19 protein-coding genes are annotated in these 21,221 nt (G+C 44.4%); 8 read left to right on the top strand and 11 right to left on the bottom strand.

Annotated elements, in window-relative coordinates:
- Nucleotides 1-36: 36 nt before the first annotated feature.
- The gene (locus tag ABMY42_RS12200; protein WP_017189594.1) at nucleotides 37-780 is read right to left on the bottom strand and encodes a metalloregulator ArsR/SmtB family transcription factor; all 744 of its coding nucleotides are present in this window, start codon (nucleotides 778-780) and stop codon (nucleotides 37-39) included.
- 347 nt (nucleotides 781-1,127) lie between these two features.
- Between ABMY42_RS12200 and ABMY42_RS12195 the strand changes: the two genes are divergently transcribed.
- The gene (locus ABMY42_RS12195) at nucleotides 1,128-2,309 is read left to right on the top strand and encodes an MFS transporter (protein WP_009697882.1); all 1,182 of its coding nucleotides are present in this window, start codon (nucleotides 1,128-1,130) and stop codon (nucleotides 2,307-2,309) included.
- A gap of 87 nt (nucleotides 2,310-2,396) precedes the next feature.
- On the opposite strand, the gene ABMY42_RS12190 is transcribed toward ABMY42_RS12195, so the two are convergent.
- The 5 genes from ABMY42_RS12190 to ABMY42_RS12170 all read right to left on the bottom strand — a co-directional run bounded on the left by ABMY42_RS12190 (nucleotide 2,397) and on the right by ABMY42_RS12170 (nucleotide 7,372).
- Nucleotides 2,397-3,236, bottom strand: coding sequence for an energy-coupling factor transporter transmembrane component T (locus ABMY42_RS12190; RefSeq protein ID WP_005452891.1), 840 nt, complete (start codon nucleotides 3,234-3,236; stop codon nucleotides 2,397-2,399).
- Entirely contained in the window at nucleotides 3,233-4,990 is a 1,758-nt protein-coding gene (locus tag ABMY42_RS12185; RefSeq protein ID WP_349266342.1) for a DUF3744 domain-containing protein, read from the bottom strand. The genes ABMY42_RS12190 and ABMY42_RS12185 overlap by 4 nt, the downstream gene beginning before the upstream one ends.
- 6 nt (nucleotides 4,991-4,996) lie before the next feature.
- On the bottom strand, nucleotides 4,997-5,545 hold the full coding sequence (locus ABMY42_RS12180) for an ECF-type riboflavin transporter substrate-binding protein (RefSeq protein WP_005452889.1): 549 nt from the start codon (nucleotides 5,543-5,545) through the stop codon (nucleotides 4,997-4,999).
- A 310-nt stretch (nucleotides 5,546-5,855) separates the two neighbouring features.
- Nucleotides 5,856-6,986 carry an HlyD family secretion protein gene (locus ABMY42_RS12175; protein WP_017818506.1) on the bottom strand — a complete coding sequence of 377 codons (1,131 nt, stop codon included), beginning with the start codon at nucleotides 6,984-6,986 and terminating at the stop codon, nucleotides 5,856-5,858.
- Nucleotides 6,986-7,372 (bottom strand): DUF3302 domain-containing protein, encoded by a 387-nt coding sequence (locus ABMY42_RS12170; RefSeq protein ID WP_005452887.1) that lies wholly within the window; start codon nucleotides 7,370-7,372, stop codon nucleotides 6,986-6,988. The genes ABMY42_RS12175 and ABMY42_RS12170 overlap by 1 nt, the downstream gene beginning before the upstream one ends.
- Nucleotides 7,373-7,518: 146 nt before the next feature.
- On the opposite strand from ABMY42_RS12170, the gene ABMY42_RS12165 reads away from it, so the two are divergent.
- Nucleotides 7,519-8,409: a DMT family transporter gene (locus tag ABMY42_RS12165; protein ID WP_017189590.1), complete on the top strand. Its 891-nt coding sequence runs from the start codon at nucleotides 7,519-7,521 to the stop codon at nucleotides 8,407-8,409.
- 49 nt (nucleotides 8,410-8,458) lie between these two features.
- Here ABMY42_RS12165 and ABMY42_RS12160 read toward each other — a convergent pair whose 3' ends face one another.
- The 4 genes from ABMY42_RS12160 to deoD all read right to left on the bottom strand — a co-directional run bounded on the left by ABMY42_RS12160 (nucleotide 8,459) and on the right by deoD (nucleotide 13,928).
- On the bottom strand, nucleotides 8,459-10,042 hold the full coding sequence (locus tag ABMY42_RS12160; RefSeq protein ID WP_017818508.1) for a GGDEF domain-containing protein: 1,584 nt from the start codon (nucleotides 10,040-10,042) through the stop codon (nucleotides 8,459-8,461).
- Nucleotides 10,026-11,510, bottom strand: a complete 1,485-nt coding sequence (locus ABMY42_RS12155; protein ID WP_017818509.1) for a hypothetical protein — start codon at nucleotides 11,508-11,510, stop codon at nucleotides 10,026-10,028. Before ABMY42_RS12155 ends, ABMY42_RS12160 begins: the two co-directional genes overlap by 17 nt.
- 169 nt (nucleotides 11,511-11,679) lie before the next feature.
- Complete coding sequence (locus tag ABMY42_RS12150; protein ID WP_005452883.1) at nucleotides 11,680-13,149, bottom strand: hypothetical protein; 1,470 nt, start codon at nucleotides 13,147-13,149, stop codon at nucleotides 11,680-11,682.
- Nucleotides 13,150-13,217: 68 nt separating this feature from the next.
- On the bottom strand, nucleotides 13,218-13,928 hold the full coding sequence (gene deoD, locus ABMY42_RS12145; RefSeq protein ID WP_005375140.1) for a purine-nucleoside phosphorylase: 711 nt from the start codon (nucleotides 13,926-13,928) through the stop codon (nucleotides 13,218-13,220).
- A 397-nt stretch (nucleotides 13,929-14,325) separates the two neighbouring features.
- Between deoD and ABMY42_RS12140 the strand changes: the two genes are divergently transcribed.
- The 4 genes from ABMY42_RS12140 to ABMY42_RS12125 are packed head-to-tail and all read left to right on the top strand — an operon-like array spanning nucleotide 14,326 to nucleotide 18,441.
- Complete coding sequence (locus ABMY42_RS12140) at nucleotides 14,326-15,276, top strand: DUF523 and DUF1722 domain-containing protein (RefSeq protein WP_274879301.1); 951 nt, start codon at nucleotides 14,326-14,328, stop codon at nucleotides 15,274-15,276.
- Entirely contained in the window at nucleotides 15,266-16,069 is an 804-nt protein-coding gene (locus tag ABMY42_RS12135) for a MerR family transcriptional regulator (protein WP_349266341.1), read from the top strand. The genes ABMY42_RS12140 and ABMY42_RS12135 overlap by 11 nt, the downstream gene beginning before the upstream one ends.
- A gap of 23 nt (nucleotides 16,070-16,092) precedes the next feature.
- The gene (phrB, locus tag ABMY42_RS12130; RefSeq protein ID WP_050938341.1) at nucleotides 16,093-17,508 is read left to right on the top strand and encodes a deoxyribodipyrimidine photo-lyase; all 1,416 of its coding nucleotides are present in this window, start codon (nucleotides 16,093-16,095) and stop codon (nucleotides 17,506-17,508) included.
- Nucleotides 17,509-17,514: 6 nt separating this feature from the next.
- Nucleotides 17,515-18,441 (top strand): L,D-transpeptidase family protein, encoded by a 927-nt coding sequence (locus tag ABMY42_RS12125; RefSeq protein ID WP_005452874.1) that lies wholly within the window; start codon nucleotides 17,515-17,517, stop codon nucleotides 18,439-18,441.
- Between the two features lie 26 nt (nucleotides 18,442-18,467).
- Here ABMY42_RS12125 and ABMY42_RS12120 read toward each other — a convergent pair whose 3' ends face one another.
- On the bottom strand, nucleotides 18,468-18,716 hold the full coding sequence (locus ABMY42_RS12120) for an Lpp/OprI family alanine-zipper lipoprotein (RefSeq protein WP_005441096.1): 249 nt from the start codon (nucleotides 18,714-18,716) through the stop codon (nucleotides 18,468-18,470).
- Between the two features lie 423 nt (nucleotides 18,717-19,139).
- Here ABMY42_RS12120 and ABMY42_RS12115 point away from each other — a divergent pair, with 423 nt between their 5' ends.
- Together ABMY42_RS12115 and ABMY42_RS12110 are read left to right on the top strand one after the other, a co-directional pair.
- The gene (locus ABMY42_RS12115; protein ID WP_017818510.1) at nucleotides 19,140-20,483 is read left to right on the top strand and encodes a DEAD/DEAH box helicase; all 1,344 of its coding nucleotides are present in this window, start codon (nucleotides 19,140-19,142) and stop codon (nucleotides 20,481-20,483) included.
- 488 nt (nucleotides 20,484-20,971) lie between these two features.
- Nucleotides 20,972-21,163, top strand: a complete 192-nt coding sequence (locus ABMY42_RS12110) for a hypothetical protein (protein WP_349266340.1) — start codon at nucleotides 20,972-20,974, stop codon at nucleotides 21,161-21,163.
- Nucleotides 21,164-21,221: the final 58 nt, after the last annotated feature.

Raw genomic sequence — 21,221 nt, 5'->3', positions numbered from 1 at the left:
GACGCTAGGAAAGATGGACCACTAAAAGAAGTGAAATCACTCTGGATTCTGGAGTGATTTCAGACGTGTTTTTTCAATATTGATGATACCAGGATTACCGACACGCACCGTTTGCAACAGATGCTTAATCCACATTGGTAGCGATGGTGAGAGACGATAATGAATCCAAAGCCCATGGCGTGTGTCTTTTAAAAACGTGGTATCACGCAGTAATGCCAAGTGGCGAGATACCTTTGGTTGGCTCTCATTTAGTGCGTTTTTAAGATCAGTCACCGTCAGATCTTGCTCATCTTCCAGCAACATCAAAATTTTCAGACGCAAGGGATCGCTCATCAGTTTGAAGAAACTGCTTGGGTCCACATGACTGGTGTTTTCTTCGCTATTTAACAACAAAAACAAGCTAATACGTTCGACCAACTCTTTTGCCGTATTCTGGAATGGTTGAATACCATCAAGCGGTTTTGGGTCGGTAAGATTCCAGTGCAGCTGGTCGATATCTTGTTCGAAGATGACACATTCGTCTTTTGCGTTATCGCACAGTGTGATAACGAAGTCGTAGTGATTGTCTTCGACTTCTGCGTAATCTTTTGAGCGTAAACCTTTGCCACTCATTCCATGGCTTTGTAATACCTCAAATACTCTTTCATCGACCTCACTAGGATGAAGACCTGCGCTGTCCGCATGAAACAACTCCCCCGCCATGTGATTGAAAATTGCCTCGGCAAGTTGCGAGCGCGCGGAGTTACCTGTGCAAAGGAACAAAACTTGTTTTTTCATCATATCAAATTAGGAATTGCAGAGACTTACGTCAAAATGAAAGTTGATTGGCACAGTATAACCCTGCCGGTGTGTAACAAGAAGCACGTATCTTTCCTTTATCTCATCACCTATCTCTTCATCACGATGTTGCGGTTCAATGTTGGTGTCTAGAAATACGGAATAATTTTGTAAAATATACTTTAAAAATAGTCACATAAAATCGTTTGATAAACGAGGAGATGAATCTGCTTCTTAAGCTAACACGATGAAATAAAAAAGAAAGCCAAGCAAACGAGGAAATAATAATGATATTGCGAATTTGTTACATTTGGCGGTATGATGGCGGCTTCATATTCTAAGGACACATCATGAGCACGTCACCGAAAAGCTGGAGAACACCACAAAACTTTCTTCTGCTGATTTCCATTATCGTTCCTATCGCCTTCTCGACTTGGATGGCGCTGTTAAATAACTTTGTCATTGAAAAAGCTAACTTTGATGGCGCAGATATCGGGTTACTACAGAGCGTGCGAGAGATCCCTGGCTTTCTAGCCTTTACCGTCGTATTTGTATTGCTGTTTATTCGTGAGCAGCGCTTTATGTTGGTGTCGTTGGCAATGCTGACGTTAGGGACGGCAATAACAGGTTACTTCCCATCTTTATTTGGACTTCTTTTTACTACTCTGTTGATGTCGACGGGCTTCCACTATTTTGAAACATTAAAGCAATCTTTGTCGCTGCAGTGGCTCTCTAAAGAAGAGGCGCCAGAGATGCTGGGTAAATTCATCTCGGTTGGTGCGTTGGCTTCACTCTTTACTTACGGTGCGATTTGGGTGCTGTTAGAGCAACTTAAGTTCGATTTCAAAACCGTTTACTTACTTGCTGGGGGGATTGGTTTTGTCTTGATTATCGTGATGGCGTTTGCTTTCCCTGAGTTTAAAACCGAAGTACCACAAAATAAGAAGCTGGTTTTACGTAAGCGTTACTGGTTGTATTACGCTCTGACTTTTATGAGCGGGGCGCGTCGCCAAATCTTCACCGTATTTGCTGGCTTTTTGATGGTAGAGAAGTTCGGTTATTCGGCTGCGGACATTACGTTACTTTTCCTTATTAACTACGTCTTTAACTTTTTGTTTGCTAAACGTATTGGACGTTTTATCGGCGCTGTTGGTGAGCGTAAGGCTTTGATGTTCGAATACGTTGGTTTGATTTTTGTTTTTGTTGGCTATGGTTTGGTTCAAACAGCGGAATGGGCAGCTGCGCTTTACGTTATTGATCATCTGTTCTTCGCGTTAGCATTGGCGATCAAAACGTATTTTCAAAAGATTGCCGATCCTGCCGATATGGCTTCAACTGCCGGCGTGGCGTTTACGATTAACCACATTGCAGCTGTCGTCATCCCAGTTACTTTCGGGGTGATTTGGTTGGTATCGCCATCAAGCGTATTTTATATAGGCGCAGGCATGGCGGCGGTGAGCCTGTTGCTTTCGTTGAACATCCCAGCCAAGCCGCAAGAGGGTAATGAAACACGCGTGTTGAGATGGAACTGAGTTAGTGCTCACTTCTCAATAAATGAGATGTTAGATACAAGAATGGGATGCTGCGGCATCCCATTTTTTATTGTTAGTGTTGCGATATTACAGCGGATACCAGAACAGTTGAGCGTCTAATACTCGTTTAGCGATTGCTGCCGCAACAATAACAGCGATGCCCGCCATACACAGCATGTCTGCTTTAGTTAGCGGTTTTAAGCTATACCAAGTGCGAGATGAGTGACGACCAAAACCACGTAATGTCATTGCATTGGAGATTTGGTCTGCGCGATCTAGGCTAGAGAAAATCAACGGCCCCAGAATCTTGGCGACATTCTTCATTCGAGTAAACAACGGTGCTTTCTTACTAAGTTCTACGCCACGAGCTTGTTGTGCATGCATGATATTTACAAAGTCTTTCTTCACCTCAGGTAAGTATCGTAAGGTCAAACTGACGGCATAAGCGATTTTGTAAGGCACTCCCAAACGGTTCAAACTTGCCGCAAACTCAGTAGGATGTGTCGTAAACACAAACACCAAAGCGATAGGGAACATACTGAAGTATTTCAGCGTTACCGTTACAAGGTAAAACAAGGTTTCCTGAGTCAGGGAGTAGTTACCTGGCAATGAGAATAAAACGGTCGTTGACCCCATGTACTCAGTGCCTTGTTGTGGGGCTAATGCAAACATAAACAATGCGTTGATAAGCAATACACTACCTGTACCAATTAACAATGGCTTGTATACGTGAAATGGCACCTTAGTCATTTTGAGCAGGGCAAGACCGACAATGATCAATAACGCGATGATGCGTAAATCGAATGTCGTCAGCACTACTGTCACCCAAGCGATAAACATCAAGAACTTAGTGATGCCATTCAGCTTGTGCAGTGGCGACTGTGTATCAATATAGTTGATACCAAACTTCATTTTGTTGTCTTTCATGCCACTACTTTCTCAACGTTTTCTCTTGCTTGAACGGTAATCTCAGCTTCGGGTTTGTTTGCACGCCTCGCTTTCTCTACATCGATAAAGTGCTGCATAAAGCCGTTCGTATTCTCAATATTCAACTTGGTTGCGAGTTCATACAAACTGGTGGTCGTTAAGTTTGCTTGATCTAACAGTGCAGGGTCGCTGAAAACCGCCGTCATCGGCGCGTCAGCAATGAGTTTGCTGTCGGCAATCACGATGGAACGAGTGGTGTACTCCAAGACTAAATGCATGTCATGAGAGATTATCATCACGGTGATGCCGAGTTCTCTGTTGAGTTTCTCGATAAAGCTCAGCATTGATGTGTAGTTGCGGTAATCTTGGCCAGCTGTAGGCTCATCAAGAATCAATAGCTCAGGTTCTAGCACCAAAATAGAAGCAATGGTTACGCGTTTTTTCTGACCGTAGCTAAGAGCTTCAATTGGCCAATGACGGTATTTACTGAGACCGCATAACTCTAAGACTTCGAGTACTTTCGCTTCGACTTGTTTTTCTTCAACACCACGGTTGCGCAGTCCAAATGCCACTTCATCAAAAATCATGTGATGTGAAATCATATGATTTGGGTTTTGCATGACTACGCCAACTTTTTGGCTGCGTTCGAAGATGGAGAGTTCACTAAGGTCTTGACCATTTAGCGACATCGAGCCTTGATCAGCTTCGATAACGCCCATCACCAACTTTGTTATCGTCGATTTACCAGAACCATTTTTTCCCAAAACAGAAACGAACTCGCCACGTTTAACATCAAAGCTGACGTTTTCGAGGGCATTTTTCTCGCCGTCATAAGAATAGGTTAAGTTACGCACTTCTAGCAGTGAGTCGAGTGGGGCGGCTATTGAAGTCTCTTGTGAAGTGTTAAACCAAGAGTCGACAGCTGCTTGGTACTGAGCCAGTGGCAACGTATCTAGGCTTGATGGTTTCGCGTCACCTTCAATCGCGCAGCCCGCTTCTTTCAATGCAGAAAGATACAGAGGTTCACGAATGCCATATTCTTCCAGCAATGGGGACGCCAAAATTGCATCAGGTGTTGTATCGGCGATGATCTCACCACTTTCCATCAAAATAACGCGATCGACAGAACGGTGCAGCACATCCTCAAGACGATGCTCGATAATGATGATGGTTTTCCCTGTTTCACGGTGCAAGTCATCGATGATTTCAATGGTCTTTTTACCGGTTTTCGGGTCGAGTGCCGCTAGAGGCTCGTCAAACAGTAGGATATCGACATCGTCCACCAAAATACCAGCCAAAGAAACGCGCTGCTTCTGACCACCAGATAGATCATGAGGGGAGCGGTTTAGCATTTGTTCTAGGTCGACCATTTTCGCCGTTGCTTTGACTAACGGGTACATGTCGATGTTAGAAGTGAGCTGGTTTTCTAGTGCAAACGCGATGTCTTCGCCGATGCTTAACCCAACAAATTGGCTATCTGTATCTTGTAAAACGGTGCCAACTTGCTCGGTGTATTGGTGCATGTCAAAAGGGGTTGTGTCTTGACCATTGATGGTCAGTTTGCCACTGATCTCCCCTTTGATTGCGTGTGGGATTAGTCCGTTAAGACATTGGCCAAGGGTAGATTTACCACTACCACTTGGACCGATAATGACGATTTTCTCTCCTTTCTCTATCCTTAGATTGATATTTTTTAGCGTCGGTTTGTCCAGCGACTCATATCTAAAAGAGAAGTTAGAAAATTCGATTGTCATTCGACATTAAGCCTCTGTTAAGTTGCGGCTTTGCTTGTTACGTTTTGCGACAGACTTAAGAATGAAGAAGCCCACAATAGCAATAAGAATGGTGTTACCAGCTGCAATGATAGATAGCTGAGTAAATACCTTAGTGAACGGTTCTGCGTACAAGATGGTGTCTAGGAAGGCTGAGCAACCGTAACCAAATACGTTACCCAATAGAGCAAGTACCACGAACAACACAAAGTCTTTCATATTGAAATCACCTTTCTCCAAGCGGTTACGCGTCAGAGAAGGGAAAAGACCGATAATTAAACCGACAATACCTGAACCAAGTACCCAAGTAAGCCATACCCCCCAACCTGCGAACAGGTCAGTGACCCAGTGGCCAATAAAGCCAACCAAGAAGCCCACAAGAGGACCGAATAGTACTGAGAACAATGCTAATACCGCCATTGCTGGTTTTAGCGTCGTGTTTGCAAATACTGGAATACCGAACATTGGCAGACCACCGATGCCGTACAATGCAGCACCGATTGCAATAACCACAACGGTTTTAGCGGAAAGATTCATAGATAACCTCAGTTCAATTGTCGATTTTAAAGAACGTTCACTTGCTTTTTTGTATAGCGCTGATTGTGTAACAAAGTTAAGAAACAACCAAGCTGCTTATTGTTTGCTCTGTTTTTCTTCAAGAAATGTGTGATTGGATTCACGCACTCTATTGACTGGCTTAGTTTTTCAGCAAGCATCAAAAATAAGGCGCGCATTATACAGAATATTGATAAAAGTGGGAATGCTATCTGTCTGGATGGCTAGAATGAAATCAGGGGCTAACTGTCAGCCCCTGATTACACTTTTTAATGCGATTTTTATCGATAAATTAATGGTCTAAGTATAGGTAGTTTTGCCAGCTCTTCATTCGAATGAGAACCTTACGCATGATGGAGACATGAGTGAAGCTGTCAGAATAAACGGCAACCTCTACCGCCGTACCCATAGGCAGGTGATATTCAGCAAGCTCATCGGTAATTTTCAGCGTCACGAATACACGACCGCTGGTACGCAATGCCTCTGTACCAAGCAGGGAGCCACGAGCTTGGAATTGGCTTTCGCCGATGGCTGGCAATACATCAACAACCTCACCTTTAAAGACTTTGCCCGGTAGCGCGCGGAACATAAATTCCGCTTCAAATCCCGGTTCTAAACGCTGTAGTGAGTTTTGGCGAAACGCGGCGGTATAGAGTTTATCTTCGGTATGAACAAAGGTCATCACTGGAGCAAGAGGCAATGGTACTGCCATAACACCAGGACGCAGTGCGAGCTGGGTAACATAGCCATCAGTAGGAGCTGTAACGACGGTCTGTTCTAGGTTGAACTCTGCTTGGCGAAGTTCTGCAAGCAATGAAGCGACTTGGGTGTTTTCACCACCCACTTCAGAATCCAGCGCGATTTGCGCTTGTTGTTGCTTAGATTGTGCGACTTCCAATGCGGCTTGTGCGGCTTTGTATGCTTGGCGTCGAGTATCCAATTGCTGCTCAGTGAATGCTCCGCGATCAAAACCGCGTTGATAACGGTCAAATTCTCGCTGTGCTTTGTCACGCTCGGCAAGCGCTTTGATAACCGCTGCTTCCGCTTCTTGCACGCCAGACTCAAGCCCAAGTGCACCTTGGCTTGCCTCTTTCACTTTTGCACGTAACTTATCGACTTCTGCTTGGAATGGAATCGGGTCGATACGGAAAAGAACGTCGCCTTTTTGTAGAGGTTGGTTTGGTTGTACAGGCACTTCAATGACGCGCCCACGAACGCCTGACACCACCGGTGTGGTAGAGAATACTTGATTACCAATTTGTGTGAACGGGTGGTTATAGTTCATCAACAAGATTAGTGTGCCGACCAATACAACGCCGCCAAGCACAGCGGTTGGCACTGTCCATTTGTTAAGTGGAATGTTAAAGATTTTGAAAATGGCGATACATAATGCGGCGTAAGTCAGAACCAGTAGTAAATCCATTATTGCTCCTCCTTACCTTGTTCTTTTTGTGCAGGAACACTTTGTGCAGGTTTTTGATCTTTGAGTGTTGAGACTTCTTTTTTCAATTCATTGACTTCGTCAATTAGCTCTTCGAGACGATGATGGATATCATGCGTTTCTTGCTCGAGTTGTTTGAAACCCCATCCGCGTTCTTTGCGCCATAAGGTTGCCCAGATCCACAGAAATGGCCAAAGAGCATGAAGTGTGAAAAGACTGACCCAGCCTGCATAGTGAATGGCGTCTTGATGAGGGTGTTCACGTTCCTTCGCTATTTCATAAGGAATATCGTGAATGACAATGATCCCGTAGAAGATAACCAGAGCAACGAAAATGAGTAACCCAAGTGCAAAATAGTCTAGAAACATCTTACTTCCCTGTGCTTGTTGCTAAATAGAAAAACTTACGTAAATTAACTGTTTAAGTATTTGATAGAACAATAGGTGGATCAAGTAATTTATAATTTGATACACAGTTATTGAGAGATACGGCATGGAATACGAAGGAGTGAGTAGTGCATTATTCTGGTGAACTTGCCGCGATAAGTGCAGCCATCGTTTGGGCGGTTGCGACTTGGATTTACAGCCAATTCAGCCACCGATTTTCAGCAATGCAGTTGAACATAGTAAAAGGTGTGATCGCCTCAATGATGATGGTGGTCGTTATTCCTTTTCTACCTCAAGGTATACCTGCGTACATTGAGCCGTTACATCTCGCGGTGTTGGCAATTTCTGGTGTGATTGGTATTGCTGTTGGTGACAGTGCCTATTTTGCTGCATTAAAGCGCATTGGTCCGAACAAAACATTACTCTTAGAATCCCTTGCACCGCCTTTATCCGGCGTGCTTGCCATGGCTTTTCTTGGGTCTGAGCTCACACTACAAAGTTGGCTGGGCGTGGTAGTGACCACGGTTGCGGTTACGTTTGTGGTATTTCAACCATCAACCTCGGGAGCGGCAACAAACTGGAGCGGTATCGGATTTGGGTTACTCGCGAGTGTGTGCCAAGCCTCAGGTGTGGTGATCTCTCACTATGCGTTGGTTGCGGGCGATCTTCCACCGCTGCTCGGTGCTCTCATTCGTCTTAGTATTGGCGTGTTGGCAGTGTGTTTGGTGGTGAAAATTGTCGAACCGGCGCCGTTTAGCAGCATTAAACAGCACCTAAAAGCAATGGGCAACAAAGCGCTAGTTTGGCTGTTGTTGGCAATTTTCGTGGGGACATTTCTGGCATTATGGTTACAACAAATCGCGTTGAAATACGCTAACCCCGCCATTGCTCAGACGTTAATTGCAACCAGCCCCCTCTTTATTTTGGTGATTTATGCTCTGCGAGGAGAAAAGGTCGGCGTGAAGAGTATGCTTGGTACATTAGTCGCACTTGGCGGTATTTCTTTGTTTTTTCTTTAAGCTTGTCATTCGGCTTATAAAAACGCCCCAGTTGTTGTTGGGGCGTTTTTTATAGTTCAGTGCAGACTTGGTTTCGACCATTGGCTTTGGCGCGGTATAGGGCTTTGTCGGCGCGATAGAAGGTACGTTGCGTGTTCTCTCCCTCCCGATGTAAAGTAATGCCTATCGACACGGTCAGACCGCGTTCACCAAGAATCTCATGCCACCCAAATTGGTAAATACGTTCTCGGTAGTTTTCTGCGTGCATTTCAGCCTTAGCGACTTCGGTGTTTTCAAGAATAACCAAGAACTCTTCTCCACCAAAACGTACACATGAAGACCCACGGAATTTAAAGTAACCGGAGAGTTCTTTCGACACATTGACGATTGCCTTGTCACCAACAAGGTGGCTGAGTTCGTCATTAATCGATTTGAAGTGGTCAATGTCAATCACCATAAGTGCAAATGGCGTGTCGTGCAGCAGCAGATCTTTTAGCTTCACTTCCAACCAACGTCGGTTATGTAAAGAAGTCAGCGGATCGGTGAATACATCTTGTTGAAGCTGAGCTACGGTATTTTTGTGTTGCTTTGTGGTCTCTTTGAGTTCTTTGTTTTCAATCTCAGACAGAATGAGTTTTAGTTGCAGCTCAAAGCGAGTGAGGCGGCGCAACTGTGCTGGTCCCAACTCACTAATTGGAATATGTTTGACTAAGTCGGACTCAACTCGAAAAGCTTTCTTCTCGTAGTTTAACGCTTCTTTGAACAAGCCTTGCGACGCGCATACTTGGCTCATTGCATTGTAGAATCGGTTCGCGATAAGTGGTGAGGAGTGCTCATTAATGCGTTTGCCCGTTGATGCCAGCAGCAAGTTCGCTAAAGATTGATGACCGACCTCATTTAAGCAGTAAGCCGTTTCAATTTTTACCATGGTTGAGAGCCAGTAAGTATGTTGCTTGCCTGTCGCATACTGGATTTGCGAAATCGCAAGTAAGGCTTGTTCATATTCCTTTTGGAGACGATATAACTTCGCGCGATATAAATGAATTTGCCCAGTTAAGTTCTTATCACTTACTAGGATACTCAGTTCTTCGCATTCACTTAGTAGCTCGGTTGCTGCGCCGATGCGTTGCAGGCTGATGTAGCACGCTAGCATGTAGAGTTTGTAACGCAGTCTTAGTGAACGGCTACCAATTGCATGGTCAATCGCGTCGATTTTCTGGTAATAACGTAGGGCACGATTATGATCCCCATAAGCATCACAAAGATTGCCCATACCAATGATGGCGAGAACATATTCATCGATATAGCCGTACTCAACGGCGATGTTGGTTGAGGCGATGTATTCGGTCAGTGCTGCGTTATAGTCCCCTTTTTCTACCAAGCGATCACTTAGACTCGCTTTTACTGATAGGATATCTTCTACATCCTCTGGGAGTTTTAGTAGATCAAGCGCGAGGCGTAGCTCTTCAATACTCTCGGTTAACTGTTTAATCTTGCTACGATATTCAGCACTAATGATGTAGCAATGCGCTTTTTCTTTGTTGGTCGAGGCGATATGAAGGCGAATGTGCTCCCACAGAATCAATGCCTCTTCACCGGCGACAGAAGAGGGATCCATTCCCGCATCAGTGACCTTACTAAGCAGTTGTTCCATTCTTCAATACCTCAATATGGCTTTCTTCCAACTGCTCTAAGGTGAACGGGAAGGTTAGGATGTCCTGTAGATAAAGTGTCGGTTTTGGACCATCAAGACCACGACGCTTCCAAGGATAGATGTCTAACATCGAACACACGGTTTGATACAGATCTTCTGCCGCTTGGTCTTTTTCTGCGATAAGCATGGCTAAGCGATCGCTGCTTAGGCGGGAAATTAAATCACTGGAAGTGGTCAATGAGTGAACCAGTTCGGTACAAATATCGAGAAATGCGGGCTCAGCGTGGCGGATCATGATGATCGCATGATTAGAGCGTTTTAATTCGGTCTTAAACAGAACCAGTTGTTCCCACCAGTAAGTTTCTGATACTACATTTGAGAACTGCTTTTCTGGGTCATATTCATGTTGAGCACGGATACGATTGATGAGCTTGCGTGCTCGCTGTTCTAACTGGCGTTTTGAGCCTCGTGCTTTGTCCATGCTCACTCGATGCGTTTGCTCTTTCAGCATTTTGAGTGCGTGTTTGCGGTATTTCTGGAACGCTTGGAAAGCACCTTGATAGTCACCTTGCTCTTCCGCTACGCGCGATTGTTGGAAACAAATTTGACTGAGCAATTCGCCGTTATCAAACGCGAGGGCGGATTGTTCTGCTGATTGCAGTAGCTCAGATGCACTTTCGGTATTTTTACGTAGTAATTCGAGTCTTGCTCGGCTGATGAAAGAATGCGCTTTCATCCACGTAAGATCTTGTTCAATTGCGAGTTGGTGGGCTTTTTGAGTAGCTTCTTCCGCTGCGTCTAAACGTTCTAAACCCAGTAGAGCGAGACCTTTGAAATCCCAGATTTCTGCGTGCCAAGTGCTGTCTTCGTGATCTCGAAGTACTTCGGTCGCACCGTCGAGCACTGTTAGCATTTCGACAAAGTTATTCAGCAAGTAGTAATCCCAAGCAAGCAGGATTCTGGCTTTCCCTTCTAGCCAAGCTATGCGAACGTTGTTTGCCACTTTTACCGCGAGCTCATGGGTTGAGGCGGCAAGTTTGTGTTCATTGGTGATTCGCCAAACATTACCAAGACCAATCAAAGCTTCGATTTGAATCTCGATATCGTCGACTAGCGCAGACTGCTCTAGGGCATTAATCCAGTATTGCTGAGCAGAGTAGTACTTAGCTTGTCCCCAGTATTGTAGGGCAAATAAGTGAAGTATTTCAGGTAAGTGGTCGTCAGTGTCGAGTTGAATTTGAAGGTTATAGGCGTCTTTAACCAGCTTTAAGCCGTGTCGATAATCCATGCTACACCAGCAGGCATGGGACATAACAATAAGCGCACGAATCTCACCGTCAACAAACAGAATTTGTTCTGCGCGTATCCGGCATTGTTCTGCAATTCGAAATGCGCGCTCAGGATCAGTTTTTATCTGACCTTCAAGCGCAGTTAGCTCAGTTTCGAGCTGAATTTGGCTTTTATCCAACGTTCACATCCATGACTATAGAACTGGAATTTACACCTAAAAACAAGTGGTTAGATGCGTTTATCATTTCGGTGTGGAAAATCGCCACACCAATAAAGGATCGGATACTGTAATGTATACCGTGTTCAGCGCTTACTTACCACTTCTAAATGAGTAAACTGTTAAATAGTCATGACAACAATTGTTTGATCGTTAGTGGTGCGTCGGTGACTTTCAGTCTCTGAGCGGCAGTGAGTCCTTGCTTATCCTGATAGCACAAATTATGCCAAGCTCTGAATATATCTAAAAGAGGCAATATACCAGCAGGTCTTAATTTGCGACGTGGCTCGTTGATGAAGCTCTCAAACAGCAGTTGGAAACGGTTTTGATAGAATTGGATGTGGCGAGTTGTTGCTACATTGAACCAAGCTTCAGGTTCATTTTTATCACCAGCTAGATAACAAATACCTTTGTTACATTCGTATTGACTAGAAATCGCCCAGCGATCTCGCCACCAACTCATATAAGCGATATCTACCTTACCAAACGGGGCATTCATATCCCAAATTGCGTCTTCTTCTACGTACATAAGATCGACGTTTTTCTCTTGAATACGAGACAAACAGACGCTCAACGCCGCTGAGCGGAGCAGGGGATCTTGTGGCATGTAGATCGATACGCGCTTCTCTGGGCAACACATATCCAATACATGAAGATAGTGTGCGTACGAGGTATAAGGTGGACGAATTAAGGCACCTTTAGACGGATAGTGGAAAACAGAGAGATTTCCCATTGGATCTTCGACGTTACCACGGGCCAAAATCGTTTGGTATTTCTGATCGATGCGCTCACGCAGCTTTTTTGATGGCTCTGGTGGTGGTTCACTTGCTTCAGCGGTGTATTCTTGTGATACAAAGCGAGAGACTTCATCGTATGGATTGTGATCCAAGGACGCCACTGGCTCATCATCAGATGAATAGTTCACATGCTGACAAAGAATGTAGCCCGAATGTGCCTCACCAGAAGCAATCCAATACACGCCATTATTACTATGGGGTTGCAATGCAACGTAGCTAGAAGCGAGCTCATAATGCTGCGCGTGGTTTACCCAGCGTGCATCAATGGTTGCAAGCTTACGGCGGCAACGACTAGCAATGTGATCAACATGATCGTAAAAGGTTTTTGGATTGATGCTCAGTTTACGGCAGATTTCTCGGACGGAATATCCCGTGAACAGCAAGCCCATCAAGTTCTCTTGAAATTGAAGCTTTTTGTTGGCACCAGACCATTTATCGACAAAAGTACTTTGACACACTTTACAGCGGTAACGTTGGCGATCGCCACTGTAACCAAAAGCGTGATAGAGGTGTTTATGAGTGTGGACAGAAAGTCCGAAGTTGTCGCAGTCATCATTGCGACAAGCAGGTAGTCCATCACTGTGGACGTGTCTCAAACGATGAAGTTCGTTGACCACATCGCGGTTGTTAAGTAAGGGGGGGAAAGCTCCACATTCACGGCACACCATCGCCGGACGTTTAGGGTTAGCATGCTGCAAGACGTAACGCTTTGCATCACTCAATCCAAAGTTGTCACACGCCAATGTTTTACAAAAGTTGAGTTGTAACCCATCTGCGTCCTTTGGCAGTTCGCCGTTAGACACAATCGCCCCCTCGGGATAATTCAGGCAGCCGGTCAGGCTCCGGCTGCAAATTACTACTTAAGTATTTCTTAGATGTTGATTGCAGTTTCTAGAGCAACTTTCATCATGTCGTTGAACGACTTTTGACGCTCTTCAGAGCTTAGTTTTTCACCACGGATGATGTGATCAGAAACTGTCAGGATAGTTAGAGCTTTCGCGCCTAGGTCTGCAGCTACGCCGTAGATACCTGCCGCTTCCATATCTACACCTAGGATGCCTAGTTTTTCCATCTTCTCAAAGATGTCAGCTTCTGGTGTGTAGAATAGGTCTGCAGAGAATACGTTACCTACTTTAACTGGTACTTCTTGAGCACGCGCTTGGTTAACCGCTTCTTCTAGAAGACCGTAATCAGCGATTGCTGCGAAATCGTGGTTGTTGAAACGGATACGGTTAACTTTAGAGTCTGTAGAAGCACCCATACCGATAACAACGTCCATTAGTTTCACGTCGTCACGTACTGCACCACAGCTACCTACGCGGATAACGTTTTTCACGCCGTATTCAGCGATTAGCTCGTGTACGTAGATACAGCAAGATGGGATACCCATACCGTGACCCATAACAGACACTTTCTTACCTTTGTATGTGCCAGTAAAGCCGAACATGTTGCGAACGTCACAAACTTGTTTCACATCTTCTAGGAAAGTTTCTGCGATGTATTTTGCACGCAACGGGTCGCCTGGCATTAGTACTGTTTCAGCGAAATCACCTGGTTGTGCGTTGATGTGTGGGGTTGCCATAAGTGCTCTCCAAAGTTTTGTTCAGGTAAAACGCATCAATTATAGAATGCTATTACCAATTCTGTTGAACTTGTTCGTTTTCGTTGAGGCAATAATATCGGGACAGGGTAAGGGGGCATGAGAGTTGAGTCACAAAATGGTCGGTTTTATTGTTTAAATAATCTGTTGATAACTAAATCTGTTGAAAGCAAAAAGGCAATCGATTTGCTTTTGAGCAGTTTGTCGATTGCGCGCACAAAATCTCGTCTTTCAGCACAAAATTTTTTCTTAAAAGTTTCTGATCGATATTCGAAGAGAGTGAGTAAAACGATTAAATTGTACAATTTATTTTCTTGTACAATGTTATTTGACTTGCTATAAGTTATACAACAAAACATTTTGTATAGGACGCTTCGTTATGGAATCTTCAATCAAAATTGGTATCAGTTCTTGTGTACTAGGCGAACGAGTTCGTTTCGATTCGGGACATAAAATCAGTAACTTCGTAACGAAAGAGCTCGACGGCTACTTTAGCTTTGTTCCCGTATGTCCAGAAGTCGGTGTTGGTATGTCTGTTCCACGCCCTACCATTCGTTTGGTAAGCAATGAGGAGCGAATCGCGCTGGTAGAAACGAAAAATCCAGAAAACGACCACACTGACAACATGCTTGCGTACTCAGAAAATAAAGTGAACGAATTAGAGGGCGAAGAGCTGTGTGGTTACATCGTATGTGCGAAGTCACCAACGTGTGGCATGGAGCGAGTGAAGGTATACAGCAAAAATAGTGCGGCGAAAGAAGGTATCGGTTTGTATACCAGAACATTAATGGAAAAAATGCCGTGGTTACCTGTAGAAGAAGACGGTCGTCTAAACGATCCGGTTTTAAAAGAAAATTTCATTACGCGTGTTTACTGTTTGAATGACTTTTATGAGTCGATGGGCGGCGAGCCCACACGCGGCAAAATTATTGATTTTCACTCTCGCTATAAGCTGACTTTAATGGCGCACCATCCAGAGTCTTATCGTTCGCTGGGACGCTTGGTTGCAGATGTATCAAGTTACGAAATGGAACAGTTTTACAACGAATATCGTCTAGGTCTGATGAAAGCGTTACAGAATCGCGCCAGTCGAAAAAACAACACGAACGTCCTGATGCATTTGCAAGGCTATTTTAAACGCTCTTTAACCGCTAATGAAAAAGCGGAGCTGGCGACGGTGATCAGTGATTATCGTACGGGCTTGTTACCATTACTTGCCCCGTTAACGTTAATTAAGCACTATCTCAATACGTACCCCGACGCGTACTTACAGAAACAAAAATACTTAGAACCGTATCCACAGGAGATGAGACTTCGTTATGGATTGTAGCCAAGAAGAAAAACTATACGCAATTCGAGATGTATCAGAGTTAACGGGAGTAAAACCCGTTACTCTACGCGCTTGGCAAAGACGCTATAACTTGATCCAGCCACAAAGAACAGAGAAGGGTCACCGCCTGTATCGACAGCAGGATTTAGATACTATTCGTGAAATTCAAGGTTGGCTTGCAAAAGGCGTTGCAATTGGCAAAGTCAAAGGCTTGCTAGGTCAGGAATCAGATGTGGATTTAGTGACCGATATCCAACGACTAGAAGAAGTGGAGTCAATGCTCAAAGCGTTATCTGAACTCAATCGTGGCAAAACAGAAACGCTGTTATCGAATGTGCTGAAAGAGTACCCACTCAACATTGTCATTGAACAGCTGGTCAATCCTGTGTTTGAAGCGTTAGATTTGGTGAAAGTCTCGCTACGTTCTTTACAGCTTGGTTTGTTCCAAACTTGCTTGATTACTCGATTAGCCTTGGTTGTCGATTCGGAAAATAAGGCATCTTCCAAGGGAAAATGTTTGCTTTTGAGTTTTGAACAAGTTCGTGACTCAGAGAGCTGGATTCAGGCGGCAAAGCTGTGTGAACAGGGGTATCACATTACTCTGATTGATAAAGTCGAAGACATCTCGGGTTTAGTTGAGCATGATGTGATGTCACGTTACCAATACGTGCATTTCTTCTCGAATAAAGCGCTGCCTATCAAGCAAGTTGAAGCTTTGGAGACGTTATTAGAGCAAGCTCCGAAGCAAGTGCAGCTATCTGAAGTCATCGAAAAACTGCATTTCCCGCAATAAATCCATCCTCGTAAGGAGGCGACATGATTCTTGTATGGTTTCGACGTGACCTAAGAACGTTAGACCACACAGCACTTAAGGCTGCATTGGATACCGGGCTTCCGGTTGTTGCTTGTTTTGTTTCGACCCCTGAGCAGTGGCGAGAGCACCATATGGCACCGATGCAAGCTGATTTGATTGCTCGACGTTTATCTCACCTTAATGAAGAGCTCGCAAAACTCAACATCCCATTTTTATACAAAGAGGTGCCCGAGTTTGCCGATGTAACAGAGGTCATAAATGATTGGGCTACTTCTTTAAGCGCTCAACGTGTCATGGCGAACATCCATTACGAGGTTAATGAACAAGCACTAGATAGAGAGGTTTCTCACGCACTTTCAATTCGAGGCATTGCCTTTGATACTTTTCACGATAAGTGCGTTCATGCTCCGACTACCGTTTTAAATAAACAGGGGGAGTACTTTAAAGTATTCACCCCGTTTAAACGTGCTTGGTTGGCAAAGTTTCAAATGCCAGTTGTATCGAAACCTGAGCCGCAAGCCGAGCTGTCACCGTCTACCATCCAGCCGATTCAGCCAGATCGCTACCATGATGGTGTCGCATTCTCTTATCCTAGAGAATCTAGCAAGCGATGGTTCGCAGCAACCAGTGATATTGTTCAGCATTTGCGAGAATTTGCTCGAGACCGTAGTGATGCCTACCAAGCTGAAAGGGATATCCCTTCTGTTGATGGTACGAGTCAATTGTCTCCGTATTTGGCTATCGGCGCTCTGTCACCAAGGCAGTGCATCGCTAGGTTGTATGCTGAAAGCCCTATGGTTGACCTATCAGATGGTAAAGCGACGTGGCTGAGCGAAATCATTTGGCGAGAATTTTATCAACACTTATTGGTATTCGAGCCAAAGTTGGTCAAGGGCAGAGGCTTCATTGCTTGGGAAGACAAGATTCAGTGGTCGTACGATGAGCAAGCCTTCGAGCGCTGGAAAGCAGGAAATACTGGGTACCCTATCGTGGATGCGGCAATGCGCCAACTTAATACAACAGGTTGGATGCACAATCGACTACGTATGATAGTGGCAAGCTTCTTAACCAAAGATCTTCATATCGATTGGCGGTGGGGTGAAGCTTATTTTATGAGTAAGCTGGTGGATGGAGACTTTGCCGCCAACAATGGTGGGTGGCAATGGTCGGCATCAACAGGGTGCGACGGGCAGCCTTACTTCCGCATATTCAATCCGATCAGCCAAGGCGAGAAATTTGACTCTGACGGAACCTTTGTTCGCCATTGGGTGCCGGAAATAAAACAAGTACCAAACAAATTCATTCATAACCCTTGGCTATGGAGTGGCTTTAATTTACTGGATTATCACAAGCCGATGGTTGATCACAAGGTGGAAAGAGAGATAACCTTACGGCTCTTCAAAAATGCCAAGGAATAGAGAGAGATGCCTAGCAAGAAGCGTCCAATGAGTATCGCTAAAAGAACCCTGTTGTCTATATCGTTGTCTTTAGTGAGTAGTTTGTCATTCGCTAAAATGTACCAACTACCAGAGGACGGAGCTCGCGTTATAGGTCGCATGGAAAACCATGTGGTTGAACAAGGCGAAACCATGGCGAATATTGCGAAGCGATATGATGTTGGCATGCTTGCGCTAATGGCTGCAAACAAAGGGGTTGACCCGTTTCTCCCTCAAGATGGTCACGTTTTAACGATCCCTACTCAGCTTATTCTTCCTGATGTCCCTCATAAAGGTATTGTCATTAACCTTGCCGAATTGCGACTTTACTATTTCCCAGAAAACGAAAACGTGGTTCATGTTTTTCCTGTAGGTATAGGTCGAATTGGTCGAGACACTCCAGAAATGACTACAAGCATCAGTCAAAAGCGTCCTAATCCGACTTGGACGCCACCTGCCTCTATTCGTGCAGAGTACAAAGCAAAGGGGATTGACCTACCTGCTGTCGTTCCTGCTGGACCAGATAACCCACTAGGTATGTTTGCACTTCGTTTGGCATATGGGCATGGTGAATACTTGATCCACGGCACCAATAAAGATTTTGGTATTGGTATGCGTGTGAGTGCGGGTTGTATTCGTATGGACCCAAGAGACATCGAATGGTTATTTGATAAAGTACGTCGTGGCGAAAAAGTAAAAATCATCAATCAACCGGTTAAAGTCGCATTAGAACCAGATCGTAGTGTGTTTGTTGAAGCCCACGAGCCGTTAACTCGCAGCAATGGCGAGAAGGATCACTTAGTCATTCCAAAAGAATTGGACTGGTGGCTTGATGAGTTTGGTATGACGAATGCTAAAGCGAAAGCAGCGATTGCTGCGCAGAATGGTGTTCCAGTTGAAATAACCGCGCCTTAACGAGCGTTAAAGCGCGGAATCAAATCTTACTTAGTGTAAGACTGAGCGATGTTGTCGATACGCTCGTTAGCACGTGCAGCTTCTTCTTGAGCTGCCATAGCCGCGTCGTTAGACTTTTGAACGTCAGATTGTAGAGACTGTACGTCTTGGCTTAGTTGGCTAACTTGGTTGCTTAGTTCGTCTAGTTTAGTAGCTGTTGCTGCTTCGTCAGAAGAAGCACAACCTGCTAGTAGAAGTACTGAAGTTGCTGCAGCTGCGATCAACGTTTTGTTCATATTAGAACTCCTTGCATATAGTGAAATTCCTACGCTATAAATTCTGTGTCATATAGTCATAGGGTCAAATGTGAATACATTCTATCAGAACATGATGTAGCAAAAGTCAAAAAAATCCAAGGATTTCATAGAGTACCTGATACGGACGCTAACTTTCTTCTTACAAATGTAAGTGATTACTCACTTGCTAACGCCAGTATCAGGTAGTACAGCAGCTCTTTTGCTACTACCTGATATCAATAATTTAGACGATATTGACACAAATGAAAGTTTCTAAGCGGAAACTTTATTTTTTCTATTGGAATTAGTTTGTGTGATCTCTATCTATACTCCTATGATTTGCGGTATTATATCGAGCTTTTATTTTTTGCTGCGTTAGAGCGGAAACGACACTGAAAAAGCGCTCAAGACGCTGACTATTTATTGGAGAATACTTTGCAATTTAAAGATCTAGGCCTAGACAACCGATTGTTGAAGAACCTAAAACACTACGATTTCAAAAAAGCGACTGACATTCAGCAGCAGGCGATTCCTGTTGCGATTGCAGGCAAGGATCTATTGGCATCTTCGAAAACGGGTTCGGGTAAGACTTTGGCGTTTGTATTGCCAATGCTACATAAGTCACTAAAGAATAAGTCGTTTTCTGCAAAAGACCCTCGAGCTGTGATTCTTGCGCCAACGCGTGAGCTAGCTAAACAAGTATATGGTGAGCTTCGCTCAATGCTTGGTGGTTTGTCCTACGACGCTGCATTGATTCTTGGTGGTGAAAACTTTAACGATCAGGTTAAAGCACTGCGTCGCTACCCTAAGTTTATCGTTGCCACTCCAGGTCGTTTGGCTGATCATCTGGAGCACCGTTCTTTGTTCCTTGATGGTCTGGAAACATTGGTTCTAGATGAAGCTGACCGTATGTTGGATCTGGGCTTTGCTCCAGAGTTGCGTCGCATTCATAAAGCGGCAAAACACCGTCGTCGTCAAACTTTGATGTTCTCTGCAACACTTGATCACGCAGAAGTGAATGACATCGCGGCAGAAATGCTGAATGCGCCAAAACGTATTGCAATTGGTGTTTCGAACGAAGAACACAAAGACATTACTCAGAAATTCTACCTATGTGATCACTTAGATCACAAAGAAGCGATTCTTGAACGAGTTCTAGAAGAAGCTGAATACCGTCAGGTGATCATCTTTACTGCGACTCGCGATGATACTGAGCGTCTAACAGCGAAGTTGAACGAGAAGAAACTGAAAGCTATCGCACTAAGCGGTAACTTGAACCAGACTCAACGTAATACCATCATGAGCCAGTTTGAGCGTGCGGTATTTAAGATTCTGGTGACAACGGACGTTGCTTCTCGTGGTCTTGATATCGCGACTGTGACACACGTAATTAACTTCGATATGCCTAAGCATACAGAAGAATACGTTCACCGTGTTGGTCGTACTGGCCGTGCGGGTAACAAAGGTGATGCAGTTTCATTGGTCGGCCCTAAAGATTGGGATAGCTTCAAGCGTGTAGAAACTTACTTACAGCAAGATTTGAGCTTCTCTGTGTTTGAAGATCTAAAAGGTAAATTCAAAGGTCTGAAGCCACGTAAGCCAGATTTCCGCAATAAGAAAGTGGCTCCCAAGAAAGCACGTCCTCAAGCTAAGAAAACGCCGAAGAAACCAGCTCAGCGCGACAAAGGTTTCTATCAAAACGTGGCAGTGGGCGATAACGTGTTTATCCCTAAAAAGAAGCCAGCAGCACCAAGTTCTGAAGATTAATCTTTAGCGAAAGTGACAAAACTGATAGACGAAAACCGAGCTTAAGAGCTCGGTTTTTTTATGCCTTATGCTTTCAAACAAACGATACAGATATACCCAAGTGACTTCAAGATGCAGAGTTCAGAGTGTTGTTATTGATTTGACTTCAAGGAAAACGACGCAGCGTAATAGCCTGCTCTTTCCAAGTTGTTTGACGTAGCCATTTGTTTGACTAAAAAAGCGAGTCAAAGACACGCTCCCGAAGGGCACTCTTTGTAAATAGTAAGGGCCTCGGCTTGTATACTTTGTTGTCGATTTTTTAGACCCACTAAACCTTTAAATCGCCGCCGCGCCTACAAACCAAGTCATCCTCGCTGAACCAAGCATCTTGAGGTTACTTGGGTATAAGCTTTACGTTTATTTATTCTAAACGTGGGTTAAAGACACTTTGATTTTTCTGAACGGATTTTTTGCTTAGCATGAGCGGGGTGTGAAGAGGAGAATACGACATGCAGCAACAAGATCTTCAGCAGCAAAAAGAGCAATGGTTAGAAGAAATAGACATGACCCTTACCGAGCAACAATGTCGAGAACTAGGGTGGGAACAAACAACTTTGTTCGTTGAGGTGTTTTCGTTTCTCTGTATGGCAGTAATAAGCTGTGCTTTGGTTATGTATCGTGGAGGAACTCATGATTACTGAGAAATCACAGATGGGAGAGTTGATAAAATCCATTGTTGTTTCCTCACTTTATTTTGTT

Origin of the sequence: Vibrio sp. SSH13-20 (assembly GCF_040104475.1) — a bacterium.
GTDB lineage: Bacteria > Pseudomonadota > Gammaproteobacteria > Enterobacterales > Vibrionaceae > Vibrio > Vibrio harveyi.
Note: the sequence above shows the minus strand (reverse complement) of the source record. Positions and strands in the feature narration are given on the sequence as shown.

Excerpts from the sequence above, each read along its gene's own strand:
- ABMY42_RS12190 (WP_005452891.1), bottom strand. The coding sequence starts at position 3,236 with ATGAAAGACAACAAAATGAAGTTTGGTATCAACTATATTGATACACAG.
- phrB (WP_050938341.1), top strand. The coding sequence starts at position 16,093 with ATGATTCTTGTATGGTTTCGACGTGACCTAAGAACGTTAGACCACACA.
- ABMY42_RS12170 (WP_005452887.1), bottom strand. The coding sequence starts at position 7,372 with ATGTTTCTAGACTATTTTGCACTTGGGTTACTCATTTTCGTTGCTCTG.
- ABMY42_RS12180 (WP_005452889.1), bottom strand. The coding sequence starts at position 5,545 with ATGAATCTTTCCGCTAAAACCGTTGTGGTTATTGCAATCGGTGCTGCA.
- ABMY42_RS12195 (WP_009697882.1), top strand. The coding sequence starts at position 1,128 with ATGAGCACGTCACCGAAAAGCTGGAGAACACCACAAAACTTTCTTCTG.
- ABMY42_RS12200 (WP_017189594.1), bottom strand. The coding sequence starts at position 780 with ATGATGAAAAAACAAGTTTTGTTCCTTTGCACAGGTAACTCCGCGCGC.
- ABMY42_RS12140 (WP_274879301.1), top strand. The coding sequence starts at position 14,326 with ATGGAATCTTCAATCAAAATTGGTATCAGTTCTTGTGTACTAGGCGAA.
- ABMY42_RS12175 (WP_017818506.1), bottom strand. The coding sequence starts at position 6,986 with ATGGATTTACTACTGGTTCTGACTTACGCCGCATTATGTATCGCCATT.
- deoD (WP_005375140.1), bottom strand. The coding sequence starts at position 13,928 with ATGGCAACCCCACACATCAACGCACAACCAGGTGATTTCGCTGAAACA.
- ABMY42_RS12185 (WP_349266342.1), bottom strand. The coding sequence starts at position 4,990 with ATGACAATCGAATTTTCTAACTTCTCTTTTAGATATGAGTCGCTGGAC.
- ABMY42_RS12160 (WP_017818508.1), bottom strand. The coding sequence starts at position 10,042 with ATGGAACAACTGCTTAGTAAGGTCACTGATGCGGGAATGGATCCCTCT.
- ABMY42_RS12135 (WP_349266341.1), top strand. The coding sequence starts at position 15,266 with ATGGATTGTAGCCAAGAAGAAAAACTATACGCAATTCGAGATGTATCA.
- ABMY42_RS12110 (WP_349266340.1), top strand. The coding sequence starts at position 20,972 with ATGCAGCAACAAGATCTTCAGCAGCAAAAAGAGCAATGGTTAGAAGAA.
- ABMY42_RS12125 (WP_005452874.1), top strand. The coding sequence starts at position 17,515 with ATGCCTAGCAAGAAGCGTCCAATGAGTATCGCTAAAAGAACCCTGTTG.
- ABMY42_RS12120 (WP_005441096.1), bottom strand. The coding sequence starts at position 18,716 with ATGAACAAAACGTTGATCGCAGCTGCAGCAACTTCAGTACTTCTACTA.